Consider the following 20,599-nt stretch of genomic DNA (forward strand, 5'->3'; position numbering starts at 1 on the left):
CACGAGGGGGCCGACAACTTCAGGAGCGACGGTTACGCCTCGGTCTCCTCGACGTACCGCGGGAACACGCCCACCGGCTTCGGTAGCGGCGTACCTGCGACGATGCGGTTCGCGATGTCCGCGAAAGCACGGGCGTCGGGCGCCTGCCCGAGCAGGTCGAGGATCTTCTCGGCCGAGTCCGGCATCACCGGCTGGACCAGCAGGCCGACGATGCGGACCACCTCGAGCGTCACGTACAGGACCGTGGCCATGCGGGCCGGATCGGTCTTGCGCAGCACCCACGGCTCCTGCTGCGAGAAGTACCGGTTGGTCTCGCCGAGCACGTGCCAGATCGCCTCGAGCCCGAGGTGCAGCGCCTGCACGTCGAACTCGGCGCGCACCTTCGCGAGCAGCGCGTCGGCCTGCGCGAGCAGCGCGCGGTCGGCGTCGGTGAGTTCACCCGGCGTCGGCACCTGCGCGTCACAGTTCTTCGCGACCATCGACAGCGACCGCTGGGCCAGGTTGCCCAGTTCGTTCGCGAGGTCGGTGTTCATCCGGGTGACGATCGCCTCGTGGCTGTAGCTGCCGTCCTGGCCGTACGAGATCTCGCGCAGCAGGAAGAAGCGCACGGCGTCGAGGCCGTACTGCTCCACCATCGCCAGCGGGTCGACGACGTTGCCGACCGACTTCGACATCTTCTCGCCCTTGTTGAACAGGAAGCCGTGCACGAAGACCCGCTCGGGCAGCTCGATGCCCGCGGACATCAGGAAGGCCGGCCAGTACACGGTGTGGAACCGCGTGATGTCCTTGCCGATGATGTGCAGGCTCGCGGGCCAGTACCGCTCGAACTCCGCGGACTCGGTGTTCGGGAAGCCCGCGCCGGTGAGGTAGTTGGTGAGCGCGTCCACCCACACGTACATGACGTGCGCGGGATCGCCGGGCACCGGAACACCCCAGTCGAACGTGGTGCGCGAGATCGACAGGTCCTTGAGCCCGCTCTTGACGAAGCTCAGGATCTCGTTACGGCGCGTGGCCGGCGCGATGAAGTCCGGGTTCTCCTCGTAGTGCGCGAGCAGGCGATCCTGGTACTTCGACAGCCGGAAGGTGTAGTTCGACTCCTCGGTCCACTCGACCGGCGTGCCGGTCTCGGTGGCGATCCGGGTGCCGTCCTCGAGGACCGTCGTCTCCTCCTCGGCGTGGAACGCCTCGTCGCGGACGGAGTACCAGCCCGAGTAGGTGTCGAGGTAGATGTCGCCGGCCGCGACCATCCGCTCCCAGATCGCCTTGCTGGCCTCGAGATGGTCGGCGTCGGTGGTCCGGATGAAACGGTCGTACGAGATGTTCAGCACCTTGTCCATGGCCTGGAACACGTCGGAGTTGCGCGTCGCGAGGTCGCGGACGTCGATGCCTTCCTTGGCCGCCGTCTGCTGCATCTTCAGGCCGTGTTCGTCCGTGCCGGTCATGAAGAACACGTCGAAACCGTCGAGGCGCTTGAAGCGCGCAATCGCGTCCGACGAGATGTACTCGTAGGCGTGTCCGATGTGCGGGACGCCGTTGGGGTACGCGATCGCCGTCGTCAGATAGAACGGCGGACGATCCGTCGGGGCAGGCATCTGGTTGGGCGAGGAAGGCACAGTCATGGTGCGCCTACTCTATCGACGTGAGCAAAGATCGTCCCGCCCCGGACCTGCCCGAGCCGCTTTTTCCGCTCGTCGACGCCCATACCCATCTCGATGCGTGCGGTGCCACCGACGCGGAGACCACGCGGGTGATCGTCGACCGTGCAGCCTCGGTCGGGGTCGAACGGATCGTCACCGTGGCCGACGATCTGGCTGCCGCGCAGTTCGCGGTGGACGCCGCGAACTGGGACGAGCGGGTCTTCGCGGCGGTTGCGATCCACCCGACCCGGGCCAACGCCCTCGACGACGACACCAAGGCGGAGATCGAGCGCCTGGCGTCCGACCCGCGCGTCGTCGCGGTGGGGGAGACGGGCCTGGACCTGTACTGGCCCGGCAAGCTCGACGGCTGCGCGACGCCGGAGGAGCAGGAGGACGGGTTCCGCTGGCACATCGACCTCGCGAAGCGCCTCGGGAAGCCGGTGATGATCCACAACCGCGAGGCCGACACCGACCTGCTGCGCGTCCTCGACTCCGAGGGCGCCCCGGACACGGTGATCTTCCACTGTTTCTCGTCCGACGCGACGATGGCGCGCGCGTGCGTCGACGCCGGCTACGTGCTGAGTTTCTCCGGCACCGTCAGCTTCAAGAACGCGAAGGCGCTGCGCGAGGCCGCGCTGCTGGTCCCGTCGGAGCAGTTGCTCGTCGAGACGGACGCGCCGTATCTCACCCCGCACCCGTTCCGCGGCGCGCCCAACCAGTCGTACTGCCTGCCGTACACGCTGCGGGCCCTCGCCGACGTGCGCGGCGAGGACCCCGTCGAACTGGCGAAGGCGTCGACCGCGACAGCCGAGCGCGTGTACCGTCTGCCCGCGCGCGGCTGATCGCTCGGCCGACGGGAATCTACGGACGGCTCGGCCGTCGCGGGTTCTTCCGGGGCCGGATCCGCGCGTTCGGCAGCGGCGGTGCGGGCAGTCGCGCCACGTCGCCGGTATAGCCCTGCACCGCGCCGAAGCGGTCCGACCCGGCTTGCCACTCGTCGCGGAACTGCTCGATCTCGTCGTGGCTGCGGCCCACGAAGTTCCACCACATCACGATTTCCTCGTCGAACGGTTCGCCGCCGAGCAGCACGACGCACGCCGGTTCGTCGGTGAGGTTCGTCAGCGTCAGGTCGGCGGCTCCGGTTCCGACGTAGCCGAGGTCGGCGCGGGCGAGTTCGAGGCCCTCGACACCGACCGCACCGGTGTCGACCAGGATGCCGTGCTCGAACGCCGGATCGACGTCGAGGCGCACCTCGGCGCGCGGCTCGAGGACGAGTTCTGCACCGAGCAGGGGAGTGAAGGTGTGGACGGGCGAGGTCGAGTCGGCCAGTGAGCCGAGGAAGACGCGGGCTGACGCGCCGTCGACGGACACGACCGGCGGTGTGTAGTGCTCGAAGTTGCGCGGGGCGTCGCGGGCGTCGTCGGGCAGCGCCACCCACAGTTGGACACCGTGCAGCACGGTCGTGTCCGCCGTCGAGACCTCGGAATGGCAGATGCCGTGGCCGCCGGTCATGAGATTGACCTCGCCGGGCCGGACCAGCGCGTGCATGCCGAGGCTGTCGCGGTGCTCGATCTCACCGGTGAACAGCCAGCTCACGGTCTGCAGTCCGGTGTGCGGGTGCGGTGCGACGTCCATGCCGCCGGTGCGCGCGACGTCGTCGGGGCCGTAGTGGTCGGCGAAGCACCATGCGCCGATCAGCGACCGCTGTCGTTGCGGCAGCGTCCGGCGCACAGGCATCGCCCGTGGTCCTCCCAGCGGGACCTCGCGGGAGGTGATGATCTCGGAGAGCGGACGGCCCGTCGCGCCCGCACGCGGGCCGTTCTCGCACTCGATCTCGATCGGTTCGGCTTCGACGTTGCTCATGTCCCTACCCTCCCACGGGCCCGGTCGGGTGTGACACGCGCAACTGCCGGAAAGTTCCCGTAACCGATTCGTGATCGACCAGCGCTTTCCTCGATATCTTCGTAGCTGCGATTGTGCTGATCGAGATCATGTGGTTGCCACATCACAGCCCCACCGTTACCGTGCTGTGATCGAACCTGTCGTCTGCCCCAGGATTTGTCGTGTCGCCTTTTGCTCGGATCAACACCGCCAGGTCGCCGCTCCTGTATGTCGTGGTCGCCGCACTCTTCATGACCCTTCTCGTCGGTGGAGGCCTGGTCGTCACTCAGCACAAGACGATCACCCTCGACGTCGACGGCGAGCAGATCGCACTCAGCACACTGCGTTCCGAGGTCGGTTCCGTGCTGGACAATGCCGGCTACCCGATCGGTGAGCACGACGTCGTCGCACCGAGCGCCGACGCGAAACTGTCCGACGGCGACACGGTCGTCCTGCGCCGCGCCCGGGAGATCGCACTCACGGTGGACGGCGAGCGCCGCACCGTCTGGTCGACCGCCCTCACGGTCGACGACGCGATGCGTCAGCTGAGCGTCGCCGGGGATGCCTACGTGTCCGCGTCGCGCGGCCAGCGAATCCCGCTCGACGGCATCGAGTTCGACGTCGTGAACGCGAAGGCGGTGCGGATCTCCGACAACGGTGCCCCGCACGCGGACGTCCGGGTCGCGGCGCCGACGGTCGGTGACCTCCTCACCGTCACGAACGTGCCGCTCGAACAGGCCGACACGGTCGTTCCCGCGCCGGAGACGCCGCTCACCGACGGTCTCGAGATCGTGGTGACCCGGACGCGCACCGAGACCCGCACGGAGACGCTGCCGATCCAGGTGCCCGAGAACCGCGTCGACGATCCGGCGCTCGAGCAGGGCAAGACCACCGTCGAGAACCCGGGCTCCCCGGGCGAGCGAACGGTGACGGCGAGCGTCACGACCGTCAACGGGGTCGAGACGCAGCGCCAGGAACTGTCGTCGGCGGTGGTCCGCGAGGCCGCACCGGCAGTCGTGCGGGTCGGAACCAAGCCCCGGCCGGCGGTTCCGTCGGTCGCGAACGGGTCGGTGTGGGACTCGCTCGCGCAGTGCGAGGCGACGGGCAACTGGTCGATCAACAACGGCAACGGCTTCCACGGCGGGCTCCAGTTCTCGCAGAGCACGTGGGCCGCCTACGGCGGCACGCAGTACGCGCCGACGGCCGACCGCGCGTCGCGCGAGCAGCAGATCGCCGTCGCCGAGAAGGTTCAGGCCGCGCAGGGCTGGGGCGCGTGGCCGTCATGTTCGAGCAAGTTGGGTCTCCGGTAAGGAATCGCGATGTCGCCACTGTCGAAGATCAACTCGAGTCGGTCGCCGCTGATGTACGGCGTGGTCGCCGCAACGCTCGTGACCCTCACGGTCGGTGGCGGAGTCGCCGTGACGCAGCACAAGACGGTGACCGTCGACGTCGACGGGGAACTGGTGACGGTCGGCACGATGTCGTCGAAGGTCGACGGGGCACTCGCGGCCGCGGGCTACAGCGTCGGCGAGCACGACGTCGTGGCACCGGCCGCGGACTCCGGGCTGTCCGACGGCGACACGGTGGTCCTCCGTCGCGGACGCGAGGTCGCGCTCACCGTGGACGGTCAGCAGCGCACGGTGTGGACGACGGCGCTCACCGTCGACGAGGCCCTGAACCAGTTCCGGCTCGCCGGTGACGTGCACGTTTCCGCGAACCGCTCGCAGCGCCTGCCGCTCGAGGGCTCCGACCTCGACGTGCTGAGCCCCCGCACGGTGAAGCTGGTCGACGGTGCGTCCGCCCCGACGGACATCCGCCTCGCCGCGCCCACGGTCGGCGATTTCCTCTCCGCGCACGGCACTCCCCTCGAGCAGGCCGACACCGTCGAGCCGCCCGCGGAGACGCCGCTCGCGGACGGTATGGAGGTCACCGTCACCCGAGGCCGGGTGGAGACCCGCGTGCTGACCGAGCCGGTCGCACCGCCGGAGCAGCGGATCGAGGATCCGTCCATGAACATGAGCCGCACCGTCGTGGAGAACCCCGGCAGTGCCGGCGTCGCGGACGTCACGTACGAGGTCACGACCGTCAACGGTGTCGAGACCGGTCGCACGCCGGTCGGGTCGACCGTCACGGCCCCGGCGCAGCCGAAGGTCGTCCGGGTCGGCGCCAAGCCGGGCACCGAGGTGCCGCCGGTGCAGAACGGTGCCACGTGGGACGCGCTGGCCCAGTGCGAGGCCACCGGCAACTGGGCGATCAACACGGGCAACGGCTTCTACGGCGGCGTGCAGTTCGACCAGAACACGTGGGAGCGCCAGGGTGGCCTGAAGTACGCGCCGCGCGCCGACCTCGCGACCCGCGAGGAGCAGATCGCGATCGCATCCCGCACCCAGCAGACGCAGGGCTGGGGTGCGTGGCCGTCGTGCACCAGCAAGCTGGGCCTGCGCTGACCCGTTTCCCCGTGCGTTAGGTTCTTCAGGTGTCAGACGCCGTGCCGCCCCCCGTCCATCCGCGAGGACAGGCCGCCCTCCTGGGGCCCGCCGAGGTCCGCGCCCTCGCCGAAGAGTTCGGGGTGCGCCCCACCAAGCAGCTCGGCCAGAACTTCGTGCACGACGCCAACACCGTCCGCCGGATCGTCTCGGTGGCCGGCGTCGGTCCGCAGGACACCGTTCTCGAGGTCGGCCCGGGTCTCGGTTCGCTGACGCTGGCCCTGCTCGATGTCGTCGATCGCGTGGTCGCCGTCGAGATCGATCCCAAGCTCGCTGCCCGGTTGCCCGCGACGGTCGCCGATCGCGCGCCCGAACTCGCGGATCGACTCACCGTGGTGGCCGCTGACGCGATGCGAGTGATGCCCGACGACGTCCCGGCCGAGCCCACCGCGCTCGTCGCGAACCTGCCCTACAACGTGGCCGTCCCGGTGCTGCTGCACCTGTTCGCCGAGTTCCCGAGTCTGCGTACCGCGCTGGTCATGGTGCAGGCCGAGGTGGCGGACCGGCTGGCGGCCACTCCCGGCAACAAGGTGTACGGCGTGCCCAGCGTCAAGGCCAACTTCTTCGGCACCGTCAAGCGTGCCGGTCACGTCGGCCGGGCGGTGTTCTGGCCGGTGCCGCAGGTCGAGTCCGGTCTGGTGCGGATCGACCGGTACCAGGATGCGCCGTGGCCGATCGACGCCGACCATCGGCGCAAGGTCTTCGCCGTGATCGATGCGGCGTTCGCTCAGCGCCGCAAGACACTTCGTGCAGCCCTCGCCGGCTGGGCCGGTTCGCCAGTCGAAGCCGAGCGACGTCTCGTCGCGGCGGGGATCGAACCATCCACGCGCGGTGAGAAACTCGACGCGGCGGCGTTCGTGCGTCTGGCCGACGTCCCCTGACACTCGACGGCCGACGTTCCCTCTCGATACTGTTTCGGCAACAATGGTCCAGGCGGTCCGTTCCTGTCGGATCGTCGAGCTGTGGTCCCCGGTGACGGGGCTGGTGTGAGGAATGTGATTGTGAGCAAGGGAATTCGGGCGATCGTTCGGCGATCCGGTGCCGTCGTGGTCGTGCTGGCGGGATTGGCTGCGGCAGGGTGTGGGACGTCGGTGGAGGGTACGGCGACAGCCGGTGGCACCTCCACGGCCGGCGAGACTTCGACGACGACGACGACGACCACGTCCGCGCCGCTGGGCGCCGACCAGGGCGGCCGGGTCGACATCGACGTCGAGATCGGCGACTGTGTGCGCCTGGGCGGTACGGCGGACGCCGCGACCATCGACGAAGCCGTCTGTGGCAGTGAGAAATCCAATTACAAGGTCGTCGGCAAGGCCGCGAAGAACGCGCAGTGCGCGTCGGACGTCGATCAGGTCTACTACGAGACCAAGTGGGGGAGTGAGCGGGGCGCGCTGTGCCTCGACATCGACTGGGTGATGGGCGGCTGCATGAGTCTGCCCGACGGTGACGACGACGAGCCGCAGCGCGTCGACTGCGATCACCCGTCCGCCCCGGGCATCGAGCGCGCGATCGAGGTCATCGAAGGCGCCACCGACGTCGAGCAGTGCTCGGAGGGCGGGTACGTCCACGACGAGCGTGAGTTCACGGTGTGCACGGAGACGGTCCGTCCGCTGTAGGCGGCGCGATGTCGACCACGAGGGTCCTCCTACTTTCGTAGGAAACGCCTCCTACCTTCGTACCGAAGACCGCTTCCGGGGCAGCGGAAACGGGCTGTGGCTCTCTAACTTCGTTGGGGTACAGCCTGTTTCTGCATCCGAAAGGTCTTCCCATGTCGAGTAGTTCGCTTCGTCGCGTCGCCACGGTGGTCGCGATCGCCGGTACCGCGATCCTGGTCTCGCCGGCCATGTCCTCGGCCGCCTCCGGCTCGCTCGGTGGTTCCCTCGGTAGTTCCTCCGGGTCCCTCGGCAGCGTGTCCGGTTCCCTCGGCAGCTCGTCCGACGAGCCGGCGGGTGGTTTCACGTGTGACGCACTGTCGACCGAGCCGACGCCCGCGGGTTGGGGCGTGCCGTTCGAGGACGAGAAGGGCCAGGAGGCCGCGTATTCCGCGGACACCGTGCTCGACGAGAACGGCTCGCTCGAGCTGGCCGTGACGGGTCCGTCGGACCGCACCGCGTGGTACCACGAGGCCGGTGGCGTCGCGCTCGCGGACGTCATCTCGAAGGACATCGGTTTCGCCGAGAAGGCGGCCACGTCCACCGCGTCGTTCCAGATCCGTCTGCTGGGCACCACCGGCGGCAAGTTCGACAACGGCTTCACCACGCTCGTGTGGGTCGCCGAGCCGGGTGCCACCGTCGCCGAAGGTGCGACGCACGAGCAGATCCAGAAGGGTCTGTGGTGGAGCACCCAGAACATCGACGGCGCGGAGGATCGTGTGCCGACCACGCTGGCGGCGATCTCGGAGGCGAACCCGAACGCGACCGTCGAGCACTACGGGGTGAGCGTCGGCTCGGGCTCGGCGGCGACGTCGACACTGGTCGATGCCGTGCAGTTCAACGGCTGCACCACCGATTTCGCCAAGAACGATCCCGAGCCGGCCGGAGCGGGATCCCTGGGCAGCCTGGGCAGCCTCGGCAACCTGTTCGGCAGCGTGTCCTCCTAGCCGTCGACGTCTTCCACGCAGGCATTTTCCCGCTCAATGGGACCGGGCATTCCGTACGTTCTGCCGCCGGATAACGTCTCCGCGGATGTGTGGCGCGAGTCACACCGTAGCGGCTGGAGGGTGCGTGGGTAGCAGGGCGAGGTTCGGTAGGGGCCTGACGACGGTGTTGGTCGCGAGTGCGCTGGTGCTCGCCGGTTGTGCCAGTTCGGACAGCGGCGGCGAGGCCGGCGACACTCGCACCCCGCCCGCGGTGGGCTTGGTGGGTGACCAGGCCCCGGACCCGACGGGCTCCACGCCGCAGCTGACGTTCAGCGTGCAGGCGCTGGCGGCGGTGCTCGACCCGGCCAGGACCACCGCGCGGGGCGGCAGTGGCGGCGACGAGTTGGCCGCCGTCTACGATGTCCTGCTCCGGTACGACGAGACGACGGGCGATTTCGTGCCGCGCCTGGCGCAGTCGCTGACGTCGGACCAGGCGGGGAACGTCTGGACGTTGAAGCTGCGCCCCGGCGTCACCTTCAGCGATGGCACCCCGCTCGATGCGAATGCGGTGGTGGCGAGCATCAACCGCTACAACACCAACAAGGGCAACGGCGCCGCGGTGTGGGTGGACGCCGTCGAGTCGACGACGGCCGTCGACCCGCAGACGGTCGAGTTCCGTCTGAGCAAGAAGTGGCCCACGTTCCCGTCGATGCTGGCGCTCGGGCACGGGATGATCGTCGCGCCCGGTGCGGGCGAGGGTGAGGCCTTCAAGCCGATCGGCGCCGGCCCCTTCGTCCTGGACCGCTACGCGCCCAACGAGGAGCGAGTGCTCACGGCGCGCGCCGACTACTGGAACGGCAAGCCCAAGTCCGACAAGCTGCGCTTCATCGCGCTGAGCGGTTCGCGTGAGAACCTGGAGTCGATGCGCACCAACGGCATCGACATCGGCTTCCTGCGAGGCAACCCCCAGGCGATCTACGACACGATCGACGCCGGCTACCCCGGCTCCTTCAGCATCCTCAACAGTGGCGGAGCCGAGCTCGTCAACAACCGTGAGGGTCGGCCCGGCGCGGATGTCCGGGTGCGCAGGGCGATTGCGCTGGCGATCGATCCGGAACTGGTCGGTCAGCGCGGCGACAACGGTCTGGGACTGCCCGGGAAGGCCATGTTCAACGACCTCTCCCGCTGGGCCACCGACGTCGACGGCGTGCCGTTCGATCCCGACGCCGCTCGCAAGCTGCTCGACGAGGCGAAGGCCGACGGCTACGACGGCAAGTTGGACTACATCGTGCTGCAGGAGCCGAGTGAGGCTGCGATAGGCCTGGCCGTGCAGTCCCTGCTGCAGGCGGTCGGGTTCACGGTGAACATCATCAACGCCAACAACGCCGGCGATATCGTCAAGCAGGTGTACGTCCAGCGCGACTACGACATGGCGCACGCCGGTATCGGCCTGTACGAGGCGATTCCGTACCTGGGCCTGGACACGACCCTGTCGGCGACGTCGACCGCCAACTTCGCGGGCTACTCGAACCCGCAGATGGAGGTGCTGCTCGACAAGCTGCAGGCCGCCGACGGCGACGACCAGATCCGCGGTGTGCTGGCCGAGATCCAGACGCTGTGGAACGAGACCGTCCCGAGCGTCCCGGTGAGTTCGGTGATGATCTACGTGGCGTGGCAGAAGAATGTCGGCGGTGTGGTTCCCACCGCGACGGGAATCATGCTGCTCGACAAGGCCGGTCGCAACTGACCGCGTCCGGCACGGTGACGTGACGAGGGCCCGGCGGCCGTGTGGTCGCCGGGCCCTCGTGCTCGTGCCGCTAGACGGACGGGGCGAACCGCCGCAGCCGCAGGCTGTTGCTGACGACGATCACGCTCGAGAATGCCATCGCCGCACCGGCGAGCATCGGGTTCAGCAGGCCCGCGGCGGCGAGCGGGATCGCCGCCGCGTTGTAGGCGAAGGCCCAGAACAGATTGCCCTTGATGGTGCGAAGGGTCTTGCGGGACAGTTCGATCGCGTCGGCGGCCGAGCGGAGGTCGCCGCGAACCAGGGTGATGTTGGCGGCCTCGATCGCGACGTCGGTGCCGGTGCCCATCGCCAGGCCCAGATCGGCCTGGGCGAGTGCGGCCGCGTCGTTGACGCCGTCGCCGACCATCGCGACGACCTTGCCGTCCGCCTGCAGCTTCTGGACGGCCTCGACCTTGTCGCCGGGCAGCACCTCGGCGATCACGGTGTCGATGCCGACCTGTGCCGCGACGGTGCGGGCGACGGTCTCGTTGTCGCCGGTGAGCAGGACCGGGTTCAGTCCCAGCTGCTTGAATCGGCGCACCGCGTCCGCGCTGGTGTCCTTGATCGCGTCGGCGACCACGAACACGGCACGCGCGCGGCCGTCCCAGCCGGCGGCGATCGCGGTGCGGCCCAGCTTCTCGGCCTCCCGCTTCGCCCGGGCGAGGGCGTCGGGCAGGTGCAGCGACCAGTCCGCGAGAAGGCTCTCACGTCCGGCGACCACGGCGTGGCCGTCGACGACGCCCTGCACGCCCTTGCCCTCGACGTTCACGAAGTCCTCCACGCCGGGCAGGGTTCCGACGCCGTCGGCAGCTCCGGCCGCGACGGCCTGTGCGATCGGGTGCTCCGACGCATTCTCGAGCGCACCCACCAGTCGCAGAGCCTCGTTGCGGTCGACTCCGTCGGCGGTCACCACGTCGAGCAGGGCCATCTTGCCGGTGGTGACGGTGCCGGTCTTGTCGAGCACGATGGTGTCGACGCCGCGCGTGGTTTCGAGTACCTCGGGTCCCTTGATGAGGACGCCGAGCTGGGCACCGCGTCCGGTGCCGACCAGCAGAGCGGTCGGGGTCGCCAGGCCCAGGGCGCACGGGCACGCGATGATGAGTACCGCGACGGCAGCCGTGAAGGCCATCTGCAGCGGATTGCCGGTGCCGATCCAGTAGCCCAGGGCCGCAACGGAGATCGCGATCGCGATGGGGACGAACACGCCGGCGATCCGGTCGGCGAGGCGTTGCACCTCGGCCTTGCCGTTCTGGGCGTCCTCGACGAGCGCGGCCATCTGGGCGAGCTGGGTGTCGCTGCCGACCCGGCGGGCCCGCACCACGAGGCGTCCGCCCGCGTTGACGGTGGCGCCGACGACGTCCTCGCCGACCCCCACCTCGACGGGCACCGATTCGCCGGTGAGCATGCTCATGTCGACGGCCGAGTTGCCCTCGACCACGACACCGTCTGTGGCGATCTTCTCGCCGGGGCGGACCACGAACAGGTCGTCGACGCGCAATTGGTCTGCGGGAATGCGGGATTCGGCACCGTCACGCAGGACCGACACTTCCTTGGCGCCCAGTTCGAGCAGGGCGCGCAGCGCGGCGCCGGCGGTCCGCTTGGACTTGGCCTCGAAGTACCGTCCGGCGAGCACGAACGTGATGACGCCGGCGGCGACCTCGAGGTAGATGTTGGCGGCGCCGTCCATCCGGTTGACGGTCAGCTCGAACGCGTGCTTCATACCTGGCGCGCCGGCGGTGCCGAAGAACAGTGCGTACAGCGACCACGCGAACGCGGCGGTGGTGCCGAGCGAGATGAGGGTGTCCATCGTCGCGGTGCCGTGCCGCAGGTTGGTCCAGGCGGCGCGGTGGAACGGTAGACCGGCCCACACGATCACCGGTGCGGCGAGCGTGAGGGAGAGCCACTGCCAGTTGTCGAACTGCAGTGCCGGGACCATCGCCATCGCGATGACCGGAATCGACAGGATCGCCGAGACGATCAGCCGGGTGCGCAGCGCCGCGAGTTCGCGATCCCGGGGGTCCTCGCCGTCGGCGGAATCCTCGGCGGACGGGGGAGTGGGTAGGGCCGCCGTGTAGCCGGCATTCTCGACCGCGGTGACGAGATCGTCAGTGCTGACGCCCTCGGGGAAGGCGATCTTCGCCTTCTCGGTGGCGTAGTTCACGGTGGCGGTGACGCCCTCGATCTTGTTGAGCTTCTTCTCGACTCGGGCGGCGCACGAGGCGCACGTCATACCGCCGATCGCGAGTTCGATGGTGTCACTGCGGCCGGTGGCGAGATCGGCGGTAGTCATCAGTGTCCTCCTTCGTGACCGTCGTGAGGCGCGGGTGTGGATCCCGCGGTGGGGGTGGGCGTCGGGCCCACCGGAACGGTGAACTCGGCGGTGCGGACGGTGCCCTCGTGCTGGAAGTCGAGGAACAGTCGGTAGGTGCCGACGCTCGGGGCCTGCGCATGGAACGTGACGTCCGGGCCGGGTGCGGTGACGCCGTCACCGGGCTCTCCCTCGGGGTGCACGTGCAGGTAGGCGAGGTCGCCGGTGCGTAGCGCGACCAGGTGGCCGTACGCGCCCAGGTAGGGGTCGAGATCGGTGACGGGTGCGCCGTCGCGGGTGACCGTGAGCGTCAGCGGGCCGCCGGCCGTGGTGAGGTCGCCGGCGAGGGCGACCGTGTAGCCGTCGACCGTCGCGGTGCGCGAGGCGGCCGGCAATGCGGCCGGCTGCAGGTCGCCGACGACGTCGACGTTGCGTCCCAGGGTCAGCTGGCCCGGGCCACCGCTCGCCTGGAAGTCGGCGAAGACCCGATAGGTGCCGCCGGTCGGCCAGGCCCAGTCGATCGACCACGTGCCGTCCGGGCCCAGGGTGGGGTGGACGTGGCGGAACTCGCCGGTGTCCGAACGGACGACGATCAGGTGCAACTGCTTCTCGTGGAGGTCGTCGTACCGGCGCACCGGGGCGCCGTCGGCATCCAGGATGCGGAAGCTCAGCGTGCCGGACCGGCCGGCGAGCGTGGGCGCGGTGATCTCGCCGAGGGTGTAGCCGTCCTGCGAAACCTGTAGCCCGGCGGGGACGCCCGAGGCGGGCTCGGGGTCGGCGGCCGCATGGCTGTCGGTGTGGGTGCTCGTCATGTCGATCGGACTTCCCGTGACGGCGCCCACGCCGAGGGCCGCGGCGAAGACGACCGCGAGCCCCCCGGCGTAGGCGATGAGCGTGGTGGACGTGCGCATCGGATTCCTCAGATCGGCTGTGCGGTGTAGCCCGCCTCTTCGACGGCGGCGGTGACCGCGTCGACGGGGAGGGGCTCGGCGGAGGTGACGGTGAGGCGGCCCGACTTCAGGTCGACCGCGACGTCGGAGACGCCGCCGATGGCGCCGACCTCTTCCTCGACCGAGGAGACGCAGTGTCCGCAGGTCATTCCGGTGACGGTGTACTCGGCGGTGCTCATGTCGACTCCTTGCTCTGGTACTGGTACCCCGTGTGGGTACCTCGTCGTGACACTTCGAAAGGTACCCCTGGGGGGTATCGATGGCAAGGGGCGGGAAGAGATGTGCGTCACCACGGCGGGGTGTGACGAGGGTCCCCGGGCGCTTCCGTGCCGGGTGTGGTTGACTTGGTCTCGGTCGTAGTTTTTGTGTTTGTGTTAGTCCACGCTCGCAAATCCTGAAGTTGCGGGCGGACGGGTTCTCTCTCCGAGAATCGACGAAGCCGCCGTGTGACACCGGCCCGGGAACCCCTGACCTGGAGTTTCCCGAGTTTGCACTTCGTAAGAGAGAGAAAGAAACATGGCAGAAGGCACCGTGAAGTGGTTCAACGCTGAAAAGGGCTTCGGCTTCATCGCGCCCGACGACGGCAGCGCCGACGTCTTCGTCCACTACTCGGCCATCCAGACCAACGGCTTCCGGACCCTCGAGGAGAACCAGCGCGTTCGCTTCGAGATCGGCCAGGGCAACAAGGGCCCGCAGGCCACCGACGTCACCGCGGTCTGATGTCGCGCCCGGCCTGACCGGGAACTGACGTGAACGGGGCTCCATCCGTGAGGATGGGGCCCCGTTTCGGCATTTCCGGGCGGATTCGCGGGACCGGTCGGCGATTCGGAAGTAGGGTTCGGCAACTGCCCAAGTGACCGAAAGGACGACGTTGGCTGCCGACGAACTCCGCGCACTCTCGGATCGTGCCGAGATCGACGACGTCCTGCTCCGCTACTTCCGGGGTGTCGACCGCCGTGACTGGGATCTGGTGCGCGGCTGCTTCTTCGACGACGCCCACAACGACTACGCGCCGTTCTACCAGGGTGGGCTGGACGACTTCATGCAGTTCCTCGCCGACCCGGCCGGCTTCGGCCTGTTCGATCGCACCTTCCACTTCGCCGGAAACCGGTTGATCGAGCTGAACGGTGACGTGGCCGACACCGAGACATACGCAATGGCGCAACACACCAGTGCGGCCGACGCGGGCCACTCGACCCGCAACTTCCTCACGGTGTGGCTGCGTTACCTGGACAGATTCGAACGCCGTGACGGCCACTGGGCGATCGCGGACCGACGGATCGAGGTGGACTGGATCCGCAACGACGTCGGCGGCAGCTGGATGGACGTCCCGGGTCAGGCGCCGCGGTAGCGCTGGGCGACCAGTGCGTGATGCTCGGCGCGACGTCGGCACTCGTCGCGCAGTTCCGGAGGATCGAGCACCGTGAAGTCGACGTCGAACGCGCTGAGCCATCGCGCGATGGAGGACGGGGATTCGCCGCCCAGCGCCACCACGCAGCGGTCGTCCGGCGCGTCCTCGAGGGTGCCCCAGGCAGGATCCACCATCGGCGAGATCTCCTCGATCGGGGCGTGCAGCAGCACCCGGGCACGCACGCGGGTCACGGCCCGGCCGATGCCGCGCGCGACGAACTCTGCAGCGCCGCCCGGCGGCAGCTCGCGGGGCGCGAAGCGCGGTCCGGTCGGGATCTTCGGTTCCATCCGGTCGACCCGGAACGAACGCCAGTCGTCCCTGGACAGGTCCCACGCGACGAGATACCAGCGCGCCCCGGAGCGGACCAGTCGATACGGCTCGACCTCGCGCCGGGTCTCGCTGCCGTCGTGTGCCCGGTAGTCGAATCGGAGGCGCTCGTGGCCGTGGCACACCGACGCGATCGCCGACAGGACCGCGGCGTCCACCGCACTCGGGGCCGGTTCGCGCTGCACGACGTCCACCTGCAGTGCTTCGAGCCGGTGTCGCAGCCGTGACGGCATCACCTGCCGCAGCTTGGTGAGCGCCCGCACCGACGATTCGCCGATCCCGACGACGGAACCGGTCGCGCCGGACTGCAGGCCGAGCGCGACGGCCAGCACTTCGTCGTCGTCGAGCAGCAGGGGCGGCATCTCCGCGCCCGCACCGAGCCGGTATCCGCCGCCGACGCCGACGGTCGCGTCGACCGGATAGCCGAGACCGCGCAGCTTGTCGACGTCGCGCCGCACCGTTCGTGGGGTGATGTCCAGGCGTGTGGCGAGCTCCACGCCCGACCAGTCCCGTCGGGTCTGGAGCAGGGAGAGCAGCCGGAGCAGCCGTGCCGAGGTTTCCCGCATGCGTCGAAGCATTCCAGAGATTGCGGACGCCAGCTGTCCGCAATTGCTCCTAGCTTTCGTGGTGAGACCGAAGGAACCACGAGAACGGGGAGGCAGAGGCGATGCACGCGATGATCCGCACGGAGGGTCTGACCAAACGTTTCAAGCAGGGCAAGAACACGGTCGAGGCGGTGGTGGACGTCGATCTGGACGTCGCCGAGGGCGAACTGGTGGCGCTGCTCGGACCCAACGGCGCGGGCAAGTCGACGACGCTGCGCATGCTGACGACCCTGCTGGCCCCGACGGCGGGGCGGGCTGTGGTGGCCGGCTTCGACGTCACCGCGGACCGGGACGAGGTGCGCCGCCGGATCGGCTACGTGGGCCAGGGAAGCGGGGCGGGGCACAACCAGCGTGTCCGGGACGAGTTGGTGACGCAGGGACGCTGCTACGGCATGACGAAGCCGGCGTCGGACGTGCGGGCGGACGAACTGCTCGAGGCCCTCGATCTCGACGACCTGGCCACGCGGAAGGTCAGCACACTCTCCGGCGGTCAGCGCCGACGGCTCGACATCGCGCTCGGGCTGGTCCACCGGCCGCCACTGCTGTTCCTCGACGAGCCGACCACCGGTATGGATCCGCAGAGCCGGGCCAATCTGTGGGAACACATCCTGCGACTGCGGGAATCGATGGGCACCACGATCGTGCTCACCACGCACTACCTCGAGGAGGCCGATGCGATGGCCGAACGGGTGATCGTCATCGACCGCGGCACGGTCATCGCCGACGACACCGCGTCGGCGCTCAAGGCGGATCTCGCCGGTGATCTGCTGACCGTGGGCTTCGACGACCCGGCGGCGGCGACCCGGGCCGCGGGCCTCGCGGCGAGTCTGGTGACGGTCCGCGATGTCACGGTGACCGGCGCCGTCGTCGAGGTGCGCTCCCGCGAGGGCGAGATGACGCTGCCCGAGCTGTTCCGGGTGGTCGAGGACCACGGACTGCACGTCGCGACCGCGGAGATCGCCCGTCCGACCCTCGACGACGTCTTCCTCGGGTTGACCGGCCGCAGCCTGCGCGAGACGGCCGCCGCGTGAACGCGTTCCCTTCCGCACCCCTCGACACCACTCGGCGTCCAGACCTCAGGAGATCTCCCATGACCGGAATCGTGCGCGACAGCGGCATCGTGATGGCCCGTGAGCTGCGTCCCACACTGCGCGACCCCGTGAGCGTCGTGTTCAGCCTCGCTCAGCCGCTGATCCTGCTGGCGTTGTTCGGGCCGCTGCTGAAGAGCGTGCCCGGCATGGGGGAGGGCGTGTGGAACTGGTTCATCCCCGGCGTGCTGGTGATGATCGCGATCTTCGGCACGTCGATGACGGGCTCGAACCTGCTGATGGAGATGCAGCAGGGTTCGCACGAGCGGATGCTGGTGACGCCGCTCCACCGGTCGTCGCTGCTGATCGGGCGCGCCGCGAAGGAGATGGTTGGTTCCCCTTGCCGCCCAGGCGGTCCTGATCATCCTGGTGGCGCTGCCGCTGGGCCTCGACGTCGATCCGCTCGGCGCGGTCGTCGGCATCGTGTTGCTCGGCGTGTTCGGGGTGGGCCTCGGCGCGCTGTCGTACGCGTTGGCGCTGGCCGTCCGTGATCAGGACTGGATGTTCTGGGTGGTGCAGCAGACGCTGATGTTCCCGATGCTCATCCTGTCCGGCACGATGCTCCCGCTCGACGACGCGCCGGGCTGGATGCGGGCGCTCGTCGCGATCAACCCGCTCGGCTACGTCGTCGACGCCGAGAGGACGCTGTTCGCGGGCGATCTCGCGTCCGGGTCGGTGCTGTCGGGCGTGATCGCGGCCGTCACCGTCGCGGTCGTCGGGCTGGGTGTCGGCGTGCGGTCCGTGCGGTAGGCGGAAGTGGCGCCTGAGGTGCGTTTTCGTCACCTCGGGCGCACCGCCTATTGTGGGAACCTGTGCTCTCCGTCGTTCCTCGCCCCGTCACGGTTCGGGCGCCGTCCAAGGTCAACCTGCACCTGTCGGTCGGTGACCTGAGAGAAGACGGCTACCACGAACTGAGCACGGTCTTCCAGGCGTTGTCACTCGCGGACGACGTGTCGGTGATCCCGTCGGACGCGCTGTCGGTCCGGGTGCGGGGTGAGGGTGCCGAGTCGGTGCCCACCGATCGCACCAACCTCGTCTGGAAGGCTGCCGAGATGCTGGCCGCCGAGGCCGGGATCGCGCCCGACGTGGAGATCTCGATCGTCAAGGGTATCCCCGTCGCCGGTGGTATGGCTGGCGGCAGCGCCGACGCGGCCGCCGCGTTGGTCGCCCTCGACGAACTGTGGCACCTCCATCTCGACCGTGACACACTCTCCGGGTTCGCCGCCCGACTGGGCAGCGACGTCCCGTTCTCACTGCACGGCGGCACCGCCGTCGGCACCGGGCGCGGAGAGAAGCTGCTGCCGGTGCTGTCCCGCAACTCGTTCCACTGGGTGCTTGCGCTCTCGAAGGGCGGGCTGTCGACGCCTACGGTGTTTCGCGAACTCGACCGGTTGCGCGCGGAGGGGGACCCACCGCGGGTCGGCGACGTCGGTGAGCTGATGCACGCGCTCGCGGCCGGTGACGCCGAGGCGCTGGCGCCGCTGCTCGGCAACGACCTGCAGGCGGCGGCCCTGTCGCTGGCGCCCGACCTGCGCCGGACCCTGCGAGCGGGAGTCACCGCCGGCGCACTTGCCGGCATCGTCTCCGGTTCCGGTCCGACGTGCGCGTTCCTGTGCACGGACGCCGACGCGGCCGTTGCGGTGGGGGCAGAACTCTCCGGTGCGGGAGTCTGCCGCACCGTCCGTGTCGCGAGCGGGCCCGTGCCCGGTGCGCGCGTGATCGACCCCGAGCCGGAAGGCAGCCTCTGATGGCGAATTTGATCAATCTCGAACAGGTTTCGAAGTCCTTCGGTATCAAGCCGCTGCTCGATTCCGTGTCGCTCGGTGTCCAGGAGGGTGAACGCATCGGCGTCGTCGGCCTCAACGGCGGCGGCAAGACCACGATGCTCGAGGTGCTCGCCGGCGTCGAGGAGCCCGACTCCGGTCGGGTCAGCCGGGTCGGCGGTCTGCGGATGGCGGTCGTCACCCAGCGCGGCGTCCTGCCCGCGGGCTCGACGGTCGGTGACGTGGTCCTCGGACCGCTCGGGGTCGCGGACCACGAGTGGGCGGGAGACGCCCGCATCCGCGGCATCCTTGCGGGCATCGGTATCGACAACCTCGGGCTCGATGTGTCGGTCGACGGCCTGTCCGGTGGCGAGCGCCGCCGCGTCGCGTTGGCCGCGGCACTCGTGCAGGAACTCGATCTGCTGGTGCTCGACGAGCCCACCAACCACCTCGACGTGGAGGGCGTGCAGTGGCTCGCCGAGCATCTGGTGTCGCGGCGCTCGGCGCTCGTCGTCGTCACCCACGACCGCTGGTTCCTCGACACCGTCGCCACGCGCACCTGGGAAGTGGTGGGCGGCAAGGTCGAGAGCTACGAGGGCGGCTACAACGACTGGATCTTCGCGCGCGCCGAACGTGCCCGGCAGGCGGACGCCGCCGAGGAGCGGCGCCAGAATCTCGCGCGTAAGGAACTGGCGTGGCTGCGCCGCGGACCGCAGGCCCGCACCTCCAAGCCGAAGTACCGCGTCGAGGCCGCCGAGGCGCTCATCGCCGACGTACCCGCCCCGCGCGACAGCATCGCGCTCGCGTCGTTCGCGAAGCGGCGGCTGGGCCGGGTCGTCATCGAACTCGAGGACGCCACGCTCACGACGCCGGACGGCCGCGAACTGGTCCACGACCTCACGTGGCGGCTGGCGCCCGGCGAGCGCGTCGGTCTCGTCGGTGTCAACGGCTCGGGCAAGACGACGCTGCTGCGGACTCTCGCAGGCGAACTGGAACCGGCCTCGGGCAAGCGGATCCAGGGCCAGACCGTCAAGATCGGCTGGCTCCGACAGGAACTCGACGACCTGCCCACCGATATGCGCGTGCTCGACGCCGTCAAGGATGTCGCGGAGCGGATCACACTGGGCGACAAGGAGATCTCGGCCGGACAGCTCGCGGAGCGGCTCGGCTTCGCGCCGGCCCGCCAGCGCACGCCGGTCGGCGACCTGTCCGGTGGTGAGCGTCGTCGTCTGCAGCTCACCCGCGTCCTGATGGCCGAGCCGAACGTGCTGCTGCTCGACGAGCCCACCAACGACCTCGACATCGACACCCTGCAGCAGCTCGAGGATCTGCTCGACGGCTGGGCCGGGACGATGGTCGTCATCTCCCACGACCGCTATCTCATCGAGCGGATCTGTGACACCACGTGGGCGTTGTTCGGCGACGGCAAGCTGACGAACCTGCCCGGCGGCATCGAGGAGTACCTGCGCCGGCGCGCGGTGCTCGCGCAGAAGCCGGAGAACGTGGCGCAGTCGGTGGCGTCGACTGCCGGGGCTTCCGCTCCCAGGGTGGCGCGCGACGGTGCCGCCGACCGCGCGGCCCGCAAGGAACTGTCTCGGCTCGAGCGTGCGGTGGCGAAGCTCGACGAGCGCGAGGCGAAGCTGCACGCCCAGCTGGCGGAGGCCGCGACCGATCCGACGAAGCTGATGACCCTCGACGCCGAACTCAAGCAGGTGGTGGCCGAGAAGGAAGCGGCCGAGGAGCAGTGGATGGAACTCGCGTCCGAACTCGACTGAGCCG

At 69.3% G+C, this 20,599-nt stretch carries 18 protein-coding genes and 1 pseudogene; 13 read left to right on the forward strand and 6 right to left on the reverse strand.

All coding sequences use genetic code 11. The annotated features are described in order from the left end of the window. Positions 1-32: 32 nt before the first annotated feature. Positions 33-1,619: a methionine--tRNA ligase gene (gene metG, locus ABEU20_RS08755; RefSeq protein WP_420164033.1), complete on the reverse strand. Its 1,587-nt coding sequence runs from the start codon at positions 1,617-1,619 to the stop codon at positions 33-35. A 20-nt stretch (positions 1,620-1,639) separates the two neighbouring features. Here metG and ABEU20_RS08760 point away from each other — a divergent pair, with 20 nt between their 5' ends. Continuing rightward, positions 1,640-2,479 (forward strand): TatD family hydrolase, encoded by an 840-nt coding sequence (locus ABEU20_RS08760; RefSeq protein ID WP_420164034.1) that lies wholly within the window; start codon positions 1,640-1,642, stop codon positions 2,477-2,479. Between the two features lie 19 nt (positions 2,480-2,498). On the opposite strand, the gene ABEU20_RS08765 is transcribed toward ABEU20_RS08760, so the two are convergent. Next, positions 2,499-3,500, reverse strand: a complete 1,002-nt coding sequence (locus ABEU20_RS08765) for a pirin family protein (protein ID WP_420164035.1) — start codon at positions 3,498-3,500, stop codon at positions 2,499-2,501. Positions 3,501-3,700: 200 nt separating this feature from the next. Between ABEU20_RS08765 and ABEU20_RS08770 the strand changes: the two genes are divergently transcribed. From ABEU20_RS08770 to ABEU20_RS08795, 6 genes are all read left to right on the forward strand, one after another. Then, positions 3,701-4,828: a transglycosylase family protein gene (locus ABEU20_RS08770; protein WP_420164036.1), complete on the forward strand. Its 1,128-nt coding sequence runs from the start codon at positions 3,701-3,703 to the stop codon at positions 4,826-4,828. A 9-nt stretch (positions 4,829-4,837) separates the two neighbouring features. Beyond that, the gene (locus tag ABEU20_RS08775; RefSeq protein WP_420164037.1) at positions 4,838-5,965 is read left to right on the forward strand and encodes a transglycosylase family protein; all 1,128 of its coding nucleotides are present in this window, start codon (positions 4,838-4,840) and stop codon (positions 5,963-5,965) included. 29 nt (positions 5,966-5,994) lie between these two features. Continuing rightward, positions 5,995-6,885: a 16S rRNA (adenine(1518)-N(6)/adenine(1519)-N(6))-dimethyltransferase RsmA gene (gene rsmA, locus ABEU20_RS08780; protein ID WP_420164038.1), complete on the forward strand. Its 891-nt coding sequence runs from the start codon at positions 5,995-5,997 to the stop codon at positions 6,883-6,885. Positions 6,886-7,002: 117 nt separating this feature from the next. Continuing rightward, positions 7,003-7,620 carry an LppU family putative lipoprotein gene (gene lppU, locus ABEU20_RS08785; RefSeq protein WP_420164560.1) on the forward strand — a complete coding sequence of 206 codons (618 nt, stop codon included), beginning with the start codon at positions 7,003-7,005 and terminating at the stop codon, positions 7,618-7,620. Between the two features lie 152 nt (positions 7,621-7,772). Next, on the forward strand, positions 7,773-8,603 hold the full coding sequence (locus ABEU20_RS08790; protein ID WP_420164039.1) for a hypothetical protein: 831 nt from the start codon (positions 7,773-7,775) through the stop codon (positions 8,601-8,603). A 124-nt stretch (positions 8,604-8,727) separates the two neighbouring features. Further along, positions 8,728-10,329, forward strand: a complete 1,602-nt coding sequence (locus ABEU20_RS08795) for an ABC transporter substrate-binding protein (RefSeq protein ID WP_420164040.1) — start codon at positions 8,728-8,730, stop codon at positions 10,327-10,329. 70 nt (positions 10,330-10,399) lie between these two features. Here ABEU20_RS08795 and ABEU20_RS08800 read toward each other — a convergent pair whose 3' ends face one another. The 3 genes from ABEU20_RS08800 to ABEU20_RS08810 are packed head-to-tail and all read right to left on the reverse strand — an operon-like array spanning position 10,400 to position 13,805. Then, complete coding sequence (locus ABEU20_RS08800; protein WP_420164041.1) at positions 10,400-12,658, reverse strand: heavy metal translocating P-type ATPase; 2,259 nt, start codon at positions 12,656-12,658, stop codon at positions 10,400-10,402. Further along, positions 12,658-13,587, reverse strand: a complete 930-nt coding sequence (locus ABEU20_RS08805; RefSeq protein WP_420164042.1) for a hypothetical protein — start codon at positions 13,585-13,587, stop codon at positions 12,658-12,660. Before ABEU20_RS08805 ends, ABEU20_RS08800 begins: the two co-directional genes overlap by 1 nt. A gap of 8 nt (positions 13,588-13,595) precedes the next feature. After that, entirely contained in the window at positions 13,596-13,805 is a 210-nt protein-coding gene (locus ABEU20_RS08810; protein WP_420164043.1) for a heavy-metal-associated domain-containing protein, read from the reverse strand. A gap of 337 nt (positions 13,806-14,142) precedes the next feature. On the opposite strand from ABEU20_RS08810, the gene cspE reads away from it, so the two are divergent. Together cspE and ABEU20_RS08820 are read left to right on the forward strand one after the other, a co-directional pair. Beyond that, positions 14,143-14,346, forward strand: coding sequence for a transcription antiterminator/RNA stability regulator CspE (cspE, locus tag ABEU20_RS08815; RefSeq protein WP_005514750.1), 204 nt, complete (start codon positions 14,143-14,145; stop codon positions 14,344-14,346). Between the two features lie 133 nt (positions 14,347-14,479). Further along, complete coding sequence (locus tag ABEU20_RS08820; protein WP_420164044.1) at positions 14,480-14,977, forward strand: nuclear transport factor 2 family protein; 498 nt, start codon at positions 14,480-14,482, stop codon at positions 14,975-14,977. On the opposite strand, the gene ABEU20_RS08825 is transcribed toward ABEU20_RS08820, so the two are convergent. After that, positions 14,962-15,930: a helix-turn-helix transcriptional regulator gene (locus ABEU20_RS08825; RefSeq protein ID WP_420164045.1), complete on the reverse strand. Its 969-nt coding sequence runs from the start codon at positions 15,928-15,930 to the stop codon at positions 14,962-14,964. The genes ABEU20_RS08820 and ABEU20_RS08825 overlap by 16 nt on opposite strands. A 110-nt stretch (positions 15,931-16,040) precedes the next feature. Between ABEU20_RS08825 and ABEU20_RS08830 the strand changes: the two genes are divergently transcribed. The 4 genes and pseudogenes from ABEU20_RS08830 (at position 16,041) to ABEU20_RS08845 (ending at position 20,595) form a co-directional block, all read left to right on the forward strand. After that, entirely contained in the window at positions 16,041-17,000 is a 960-nt protein-coding gene (locus ABEU20_RS08830; protein WP_420164046.1) for an ATP-binding cassette domain-containing protein, read from the forward strand. Between the two features lie 59 nt (positions 17,001-17,059). Further along, positions 17,060-17,807, forward strand: a pseudogene (locus tag ABEU20_RS08835) (ABC transporter permease). A 62-nt stretch (positions 17,808-17,869) separates the two neighbouring features. Then, positions 17,870-18,805, forward strand: coding sequence for a 4-(cytidine 5'-diphospho)-2-C-methyl-D-erythritol kinase (locus ABEU20_RS08840; RefSeq protein WP_420164047.1), 936 nt, complete (start codon positions 17,870-17,872; stop codon positions 18,803-18,805). Continuing rightward, positions 18,805-20,595 (forward strand): ABC-F family ATP-binding cassette domain-containing protein, encoded by a 1,791-nt coding sequence (locus ABEU20_RS08845; RefSeq protein WP_420164048.1) that lies wholly within the window; start codon positions 18,805-18,807, stop codon positions 20,593-20,595. Before ABEU20_RS08840 ends, ABEU20_RS08845 begins: the two co-directional genes overlap by 1 nt. Positions 20,596-20,599 lie beyond the last annotated feature (4 nt).

The sequence above is a fragment of the Rhodococcus parequi genome (assembly GCF_046042785.1).
Lineage (GTDB): Bacteria > Actinomycetota > Actinomycetes > Mycobacteriales > Mycobacteriaceae > Prescottella > Prescottella parequi.